Source organism: Kitasatospora sp. DSM 101779 (assembly GCF_025655475.1).
Taxonomy (GTDB): domain Bacteria; phylum Actinomycetota; class Actinomycetes; order Streptomycetales; family Streptomycetaceae; genus Kitasatospora.
In genome coordinates this window covers 3870276-3876629 of sequence record NZ_JAHTIK010000001.1, presented here as the reverse complement: position 1 = coordinate 3876629, position 6354 = coordinate 3870276, and the positions used below count along the sequence as shown (strand labels likewise).

9 protein-coding genes are annotated in these 6354 nt (G+C 73.0%); 6 read left to right on the top strand and 3 right to left on the bottom strand.

The window, feature by feature from the left end:
* Positions 1–233: 233 nt before the first annotated feature.
* Both KSNIM_RS17535 and KSNIM_RS17530 read right to left on the bottom strand, forming a co-directional pair.
* The gene (locus KSNIM_RS17535) at positions 234–1286 is read right to left on the bottom strand and encodes a LacI family DNA-binding transcriptional regulator (protein ID WP_030268742.1); all 1053 of its coding nucleotides are present in this window, start codon (positions 1284–1286) and stop codon (positions 234–236) included.
* Positions 1287–1451: 165 nt separating this feature from the next.
* Positions 1452–2186, bottom strand: a complete 735-nt coding sequence (locus KSNIM_RS17530; RefSeq protein WP_263104151.1) for a response regulator transcription factor — start codon at positions 2184–2186, stop codon at positions 1452–1454.
* 655 nt (positions 2187–2841) lie between these two features.
* On the opposite strand from KSNIM_RS17530, the gene KSNIM_RS17525 reads away from it, so the two are divergent.
* From KSNIM_RS17525 to KSNIM_RS17505, 6 genes are all read left to right on the top strand, one after another.
* Positions 2842–3153 (top strand): MoaD/ThiS family protein, encoded by a 312-nt coding sequence (locus KSNIM_RS17525; protein ID WP_263104150.1) that lies wholly within the window; start codon positions 2842–2844, stop codon positions 3151–3153.
* A gap of 85 nt (positions 3154–3238) precedes the next feature.
* The gene (locus KSNIM_RS17520) at positions 3239–3931 is read left to right on the top strand and encodes a DUF2993 domain-containing protein (RefSeq protein WP_263104149.1); all 693 of its coding nucleotides are present in this window, start codon (positions 3239–3241) and stop codon (positions 3929–3931) included.
* A gap of 254 nt (positions 3932–4185) precedes the next feature.
* A complete protein-coding gene (locus KSNIM_RS39430) occupies positions 4186–4266 on the top strand; it encodes a putative leader peptide (RefSeq protein WP_350637490.1) in 81 nt (26 codons plus the stop codon).
* Positions 4267–4480: 214 nt separating this feature from the next.
* Complete coding sequence (locus KSNIM_RS17515) at positions 4481–5317, top strand: sulfurtransferase (protein WP_263104148.1); 837 nt, start codon at positions 4481–4483, stop codon at positions 5315–5317.
* Between the two features lie 36 nt (positions 5318–5353).
* Entirely contained in the window at positions 5354–5644 is a 291-nt protein-coding gene (locus tag KSNIM_RS17510; RefSeq protein WP_030268750.1) for a DUF1416 domain-containing protein, read from the top strand.
* A 62-nt stretch (positions 5645–5706) separates the two neighbouring features.
* Positions 5707–5979 carry a DUF3099 domain-containing protein gene (locus KSNIM_RS17505; RefSeq protein ID WP_263104147.1) on the top strand — a complete coding sequence of 91 codons (273 nt, stop codon included), beginning with the start codon at positions 5707–5709 and terminating at the stop codon, positions 5977–5979.
* Here KSNIM_RS17505 and KSNIM_RS17500 read toward each other — a convergent pair.
* Positions 5973–6335, bottom strand: a complete 363-nt coding sequence (locus tag KSNIM_RS17500) for a DsrE family protein (protein WP_263104146.1) — start codon at positions 6333–6335, stop codon at positions 5973–5975. The two genes, KSNIM_RS17505 and KSNIM_RS17500, sit on opposite strands and share 7 nt — an antisense overlap.
* Between the last annotated feature and the right edge of the window lie 19 nt (positions 6336–6354).

Sequence of the window (6354 nt, the reverse complement as noted above, 5' to 3'; positions counted from 1 at the left end):
GGGTTCGGCCGCGGGCGCCGGGTGGGCGTCGGCCAGGTGCGCGGTCGGCTCGTGGGCCGGCCGGGCGGGGTGCGCGGCGGGCCACACCAGGTGGCCGTCGGCGGTGCGGTACGGGTCCTCGCTGCTGCGGTACGGGTCGCTCATGACGACCACGCTGCGCCTGCCGGATGAAGGCTTGATGAGAATGCGCTCAGAACGGTCCCAGAAGCCCGTCAGGTTCTCATAAAGCCTGGTCAGGCCACCGGTGCGGGCTCCTGGCCGGTGCAGCCGCAGGAACGCCGGACGACCAGGCGCGATTCGAATTTGCGCACCCGCTCGGTGTCCGAGCCGGGGACCATCAGCGAGTCGTCGAGCACCAGGTCGACCGCGGCGCGGGCCATCGCGTCGCGGTCGGAGGCGACGGTGGTGAGCGGAGGGTCGGCGAGGGCCGCCTCGGGCACGTCGTCGAAGCCCGCGACGGCGAGGTCCTCCGGAACCTTCAGGCCCACCTCGCGGGCGGCGCGCAGGACGCCGATCGCCTGGTCGTCGGTGGAGCAGAAGATCGCCGGCGGCCGGTCCGGGGAGCGCAGCAGTTCCAGCGCGACCTCGTAGGCGCCGTATCGGTGGAAGGGCGCGTCGACCAGGTGCGGCTCGGTCGGCAGGCCGTGCGCGGTCATGGCGCGCTGCCAGCCCTCGACGTGGTCGATGACCGGGTCGCCGGGCGCGGGGGACTCGACGGGGCCGCCGAAGCAGACCACGTACGGGTGGCCGTGCACCTCCAGCAGGTGGCGGACGGCGAGCTCGGAGCCGCCGACGTCGTCGGTGACCACGGCCACGTCGTCGATCGCCTCGGGCCGGCGGTGCAGCAGGACGACCTTGGCGCCCTCCATCGCGGCGAACTCCTCGGCGGCCCGCTGCGAGGGGCCCTGGCTGACGAGGATCAGGCCGGCGACCCGCATGCCGAGGAAGGCCCGCACGTAGTGGACCTCGCGGTCGTCCACGTAGTCGGAGTTGCCGATCAGGACGAGCTTGCCGCGCTCCGAGGCGGCGCGTTCCACCGCGTGCGCCATCTCGGCGAAGAAGGGCTGCCGGGCGTCGGGGACGACCATCCCGATCAGGTTGGTGCGGCGAGAGGCCATCGCCTGGGCGACGCTGTTCGGCCGGTACCCGAGCTGCTCGATCGCCGCGAGGACCTTCTCGCGGGTCGCCGGGGCGACCGGTCGGGGTCCGTTGTTGATCACGTAGCTGACGACCGCGGTCGAGGTCCCAGCCAGTCGGGCTACATCGTCGCGCGTCACCTTGGCCACGGAGGGAGTCTACGCGGGTGGCAGGTGGACGGTAGGAGGAGTCTCACGTACCGGAGGGTCACCTGCGGGCTGCGGAGGGGTGAACCCCGCCCCTTTCCGGGCAAGCCGGACACCAGGGGCTGCGCGGGCGGCGGCCGGAGCCGTGCTGCCGGCCGCCGCGCGGACTCAGACCTCGTGGACGGCGGCGGCGTGCTGTTCGGCGCCGGACCGGTCGCCGCCCTTCTCCGCCTTGTCCGGGACGACGAACCGGTAGCCGACGTTGCGGACGGTGCCGATCAGCTGCTCGTGCTCGACGCCGAGCTTGGCCCGCAGCCGCCGGACGTGGACGTCGACCGTGCGGGTGCCGCCGAAGTAGTCGTAGCCCCAGACCTCCTGCAGCAGCTGGGCGCGGGTGAAGACCCGGCCGGGGTGCTGCGCGAGGTACTTCAGGAGCTCGAACTCCTTGAAGGTGAGGTCCAGCACCCGGCCCTTGAGCTTGGCCGAGTAGGTGGCCTCGTCGACCGACAGGTCGCCGTTGCGGATCTCCATCGGCGAGTCGTCGGCGGTGACCTGGAGCCGGCCCATGGCGAGCCGGATCCGGGCCTCGACCTCGGCCGGCCCGGCGGTGTCGAGCAGCACGTCGTCGATGCCCCACTCGGCGGTCACCGCGGCCAGGCCGCCCTCGGTGACGATCAGCACCAGCGGGCAGCCGATGCCGGTGGACCGCAGCAGCTGGCACAGGCTGCGGATCTGCGGCAGGTCGCGCCGGCCGTCGACCAGGATCACGTCGGCGCTCGGGGTGTCGACCAGGGCCGATCCCTCGGCCGGGGCGACCCGGACGTTGTGCAGGAGCAGGCCCAGGGCGGGCAGCACCTCGGCGGACGGCTGCAGGGCGTTGGTCAGGAGGAGGAGAGAACTCATACCCGGTAGTCCCCTTTCCGGGTCGTCGCGGTCGCACTGCGCCTGCGGCGGGGGCCGGGCGGCGCGGCGGCGGTGAAGGTGGAGGAGGCGCTCGCAGGGCATCCGGGGGGAGCTCCGGTGGGTTCGCCGGTGCGCACGGCACAGCGGGGCGGACGGCAGGAGTCCCGCGACCCCTGGCGTACCGTTCCTGCCCTGCCCATCCGCGAACCTTCCGGTCTGCTCCCGCGCCGGGTGGGCCCGGCGCCGGTCCTGACGCCCCGTCGGGCCGCGGGCACTCCGTTGTGCCGCTGTCCTCGGGGTGTTCCCGCCTCCGGCGCGGGTGGCGCCGTTCGCAAGAACGTCCGTACTGGCGTCCTGAAAGCACAAAAGGACCCGGGGGCGACTCTGCCCGGATCCCTTACGCGTCGAGAATAGCCGACCACACCCCGCTCCGGGAGGGGCGCGCGGCGAGTGCTGGATCACGCGGAGTGCGCCCCCGGGCTCGCGGAGGCCCGCCGTCCGCCCGACCGAGCTGCGGCGTTGACGCCCGGGCGGCCGCCCGGTCCATCATGGGTGCAGCACCGGCCGCACCGTACGTGTACACCTTTGGCGTGGGCGGGCCGGCGGACGGAGCCGGGCCGCTGCACCGGGCGAGGGACGACGAGGAGGGCTTGCCATGGGCACCACCGCCGCTGCTTCACCCGGGGGAGTGGCCCCGGCCGCCGCACGGGTGACCGGGACGATCCGCTACTGGGCCGCCGCCAAGGCGGCGGCCGGCACCGCCGAGGAGCCGTACGAGGCCGCCACGCTCGCCGAGGCGCTGGCCGCGGTGCGCGAGCGGCACGCCGACCGGCCCAGGCTGCTCCAGGTGCTCGGGCACTGCTCGTTCCTGGTCGACGGCGAGCAGGTCGGCACCCGCGACCGCGCCGGGGTACCGCTCACCGAGGGCGGCACGGTCGAGGTGCTGCCCCCCTTCGCCGGCGGCTGAGCCACCGCCGCCCAGGAACCGCACGGGTCGGCCGATCGTCGTAGCACTCCGAACGGCACGCGACACGGAGCGACCACCGGGAGACATGATGCGCGGCTGGCTGAAGGCGACGATCGGCCTGGCGGCCCTGGCCGGGCTGCTGGCCGGCGCCGACCGGGTGGCCGCGGGCGTCGCCGAGGACGAGGCCGCCGACCGGCTGGCCGGCAGCGGCCGGATGGCCCAGCGGCCGACCGTGCACATCGACGGCTTCCCGTTCCTCACCCAGGCCCTCGCCAGGGAGTTCGACGACGTCCGGCTCTCCGGCGAGGGCATGACGGTCGGGAACGGCAGCCAGCAGGTCGCGCTGCGCTCCTTCAGCGCCCGGCTCTCCGGGGTCTCGGTCGGCGACGACTACCGCAGCGCCACCGTCCGGCACGGCAGCGGCACCGGGTTGATCAGCTACGCCGACGCGGCCCGGCTGGCGGCGCCGCAGGCCGGCGTGCCCGGCGCCGACCGCCTGGAGCTGTCGTACGGCGGCCCCGGCAAGGTCAAGGCCTCGTTGATGGGCGTGTCCATCGGCCAGGGCGACGTGCACAGCTCGGGCAACACCATCACCGCGGACGGCTTCAAGCTCACCGGCATGGCGTCGGTCCTGAACGGCGCGCTGGCCGGGAAGCTGGGGGCGCGCAGCTTCACCCTCACCGAACTGCCGGCCGGCCTGAACCTCGCCGGCGCCGTGCCCCGACCGGACGGCCTCCAGCTCGCATTCCAGGGCGAGAACGTCAGTCTGATCGGCTGAGGCCCCCCGGGTCCGGCGCCCGCGGCCGCCGGACCGGCCGCCTTCCGACCATCCGGCCCGTCCCGCACTGCGAGACGGGCTGTCCAGCAATGCCGTCCGCGCCGCTGCCCCGGGCGCCGTTCCGGTCGTGCCGGGGCGGCGTTCGCGCTGGCCGCGGCGGCCGTTAATCGGCAAATCCCAGTATTCGGGCCATCTGGTCTCACTATTCGACACGCTGATGACAGCGGGCGTGCGGTGTCCCTAGCATCGTCGACATGAAGCGACAGGCGGATCTCACGAAGCGGCGGGCGGTAGACCTGTGCCGCGTGTCCACCTGCCTGTGTCGAATGCGCTGACCGGGCAGCTCTGACCAGCCCGTCAGGCCCCGCCCGCCCCGCACGCCGGCCCCGCGCGGCCCGCTCCCGGACCGCCGGCCCCCGGCACCTCTGATCCGAACCGCCCGCCAGGCCCACGACCTGCGGTGTCCGAACTGTGGACGCCCGGTCGGAGCCTCGGCCTGCGGGCACCCACAGCAGCCTTCCGCAACCGCCCCCGGATGGAGACATCACCATGAGCCGCAGCGACGTCCTGGTCGACGCCGACTGGGTCCAGGCCCGCCTGGACGACCCGAAGGTCGTCATCGTCGAGGTCGACGAGGACACCTCCGCCTACGAGAAGAACCACATCCGCAACGCGGTCCGCATCGACTGGAAGTCCGACCTCCAGGACCCGGTGCGCCGCGACTTCATCGACCAGGCCGGCTTCGAGGCGCTGCTCAGCGCCAAGGGCATCGCCAACGACCAGACCGTGGTGCTCTACGGCGGCAACAACAACTGGTTCGCCTCGTACGCCTACTGGTACTTCAAGCTGTACGGCCACGGCGACGTCCGCCTGCTGGACGGCGGCCGCAAGAAGTGGGAGCTCGACTCCCGCGAGCTGGTCGTCGAGGTGCCCGAGCGCGCCGCCACCGCCTACAAGGCGCAGGCCGTCGACAGCTCGATCCGCGCCTTCCGCGACGACGTGATCGCCGCGATCGGCAACCTCAACCTGGTCGACGTGCGCTCGCCCGACGAGTTCTCCGGCAAGCTGCTCGCCCCGGCCCACCTCCCGCAGGAGCAGTCGCAGCGTCCGGGCCACGTCCCGACCGCGAAGAACATCCCGTGGGCCAAGAACGCCAACGACGACGGCACCTTCAAGAGCGACGACGAGCTGCGCGCGCTCTACCAGGAGGAGGGCGTGGACCTGGCCAAGGACACCATCGCCTACTGCCGCATCGGCGAGCGCTCCGCGCTCACCTGGTTCGTCCTGCACGAGCTGCTCGACCAGCCGAACGTGAAGAACTACGACGGCTCCTGGACCGAGTACGGCAGCCTCGTCGGCGTGCCGATCGAGCTCGGCGCCAACTGAGCCACCGGCTCGAACCGTAGGAAGGGAAGACAAGACATGTGCGGTGCGAAGGCCGGCGGCCCGGACCTGGCAGGAGTTGACGTGGCGAGCGAGACGATCATTCAGGGTTCGGTGACCCGCGACGGCGAGCCGGTCAACGGCTACGTCCGGCTGCTCGACGAGGGCGGCGAGTTCACCGCGGAGGTGCCCACCTCGGCGACCGGACAGTTCCGCTTCTTCGCCCGTCCGGGCACCTGGACGCTGCGTGCGCTGGTGCCGGGTGCGACCGTCGACCGCCAGGTCGTGGCCGCCCAGGGTGAGTTCACCGAGGTCGCGATCGCGGTCTGACCGCCGACGACCCGTACCGTGGCCCCCTGCCGTGCAGGGGGCCACGGTCATACGCTGGAAGGGTGCAGGCACACCGGCGGCACGTCCGCTACTTCGTCATGATGGGCGTCTGCCTCGGCATGTTCGTCCTGGCCTGGGGCGTCGTGCGCCTCTGGTCCGTCCCGGCCGCGGTCGGGATGTGCCTGTTCGCCATGGTCATCCCGCCGCTCGCCGCGGTCTTCGCCAACAAGCGCGACCCGGACGACGACTGGTGGAACGACCCGCGCTGGGACGACCCCGGCTGGGACAGGCCAGGTCACGACCGGGACCGCCCCGACCACGAGCCGCGTCAGTAGACCAGCGCCTGCGCCCCGTCCGCCATGATCTCGCTCAGGAAGACCTGGGCGCCCGCGATCCGGACACCCTCGACGGTGTCCTCCTCGCCGATGCCCCGGCGCGCCGCGCACTGGGTGCACAGCGTCACCGTGCCCGCCGCGAGGACCGACTCCAGCAGCTCCGGCAGCGGCGCGGCGTGCGGCAGCTCGAACTCGGCGGCCCGGCCCGGCAGCGCGAACCAGGACGACTCCCCGGTCAGCCAGAGCGACACCTCGACCCCGCTGGCGACCGCGACCGCCGCCACCGTGAAGGCCTGCGAGCAGCGCTCCGGCGCGTCCGCCCCGGCCGTGACCTTGATGACCAGCTTCTTCGACATGACGACCACCCTAGCGACG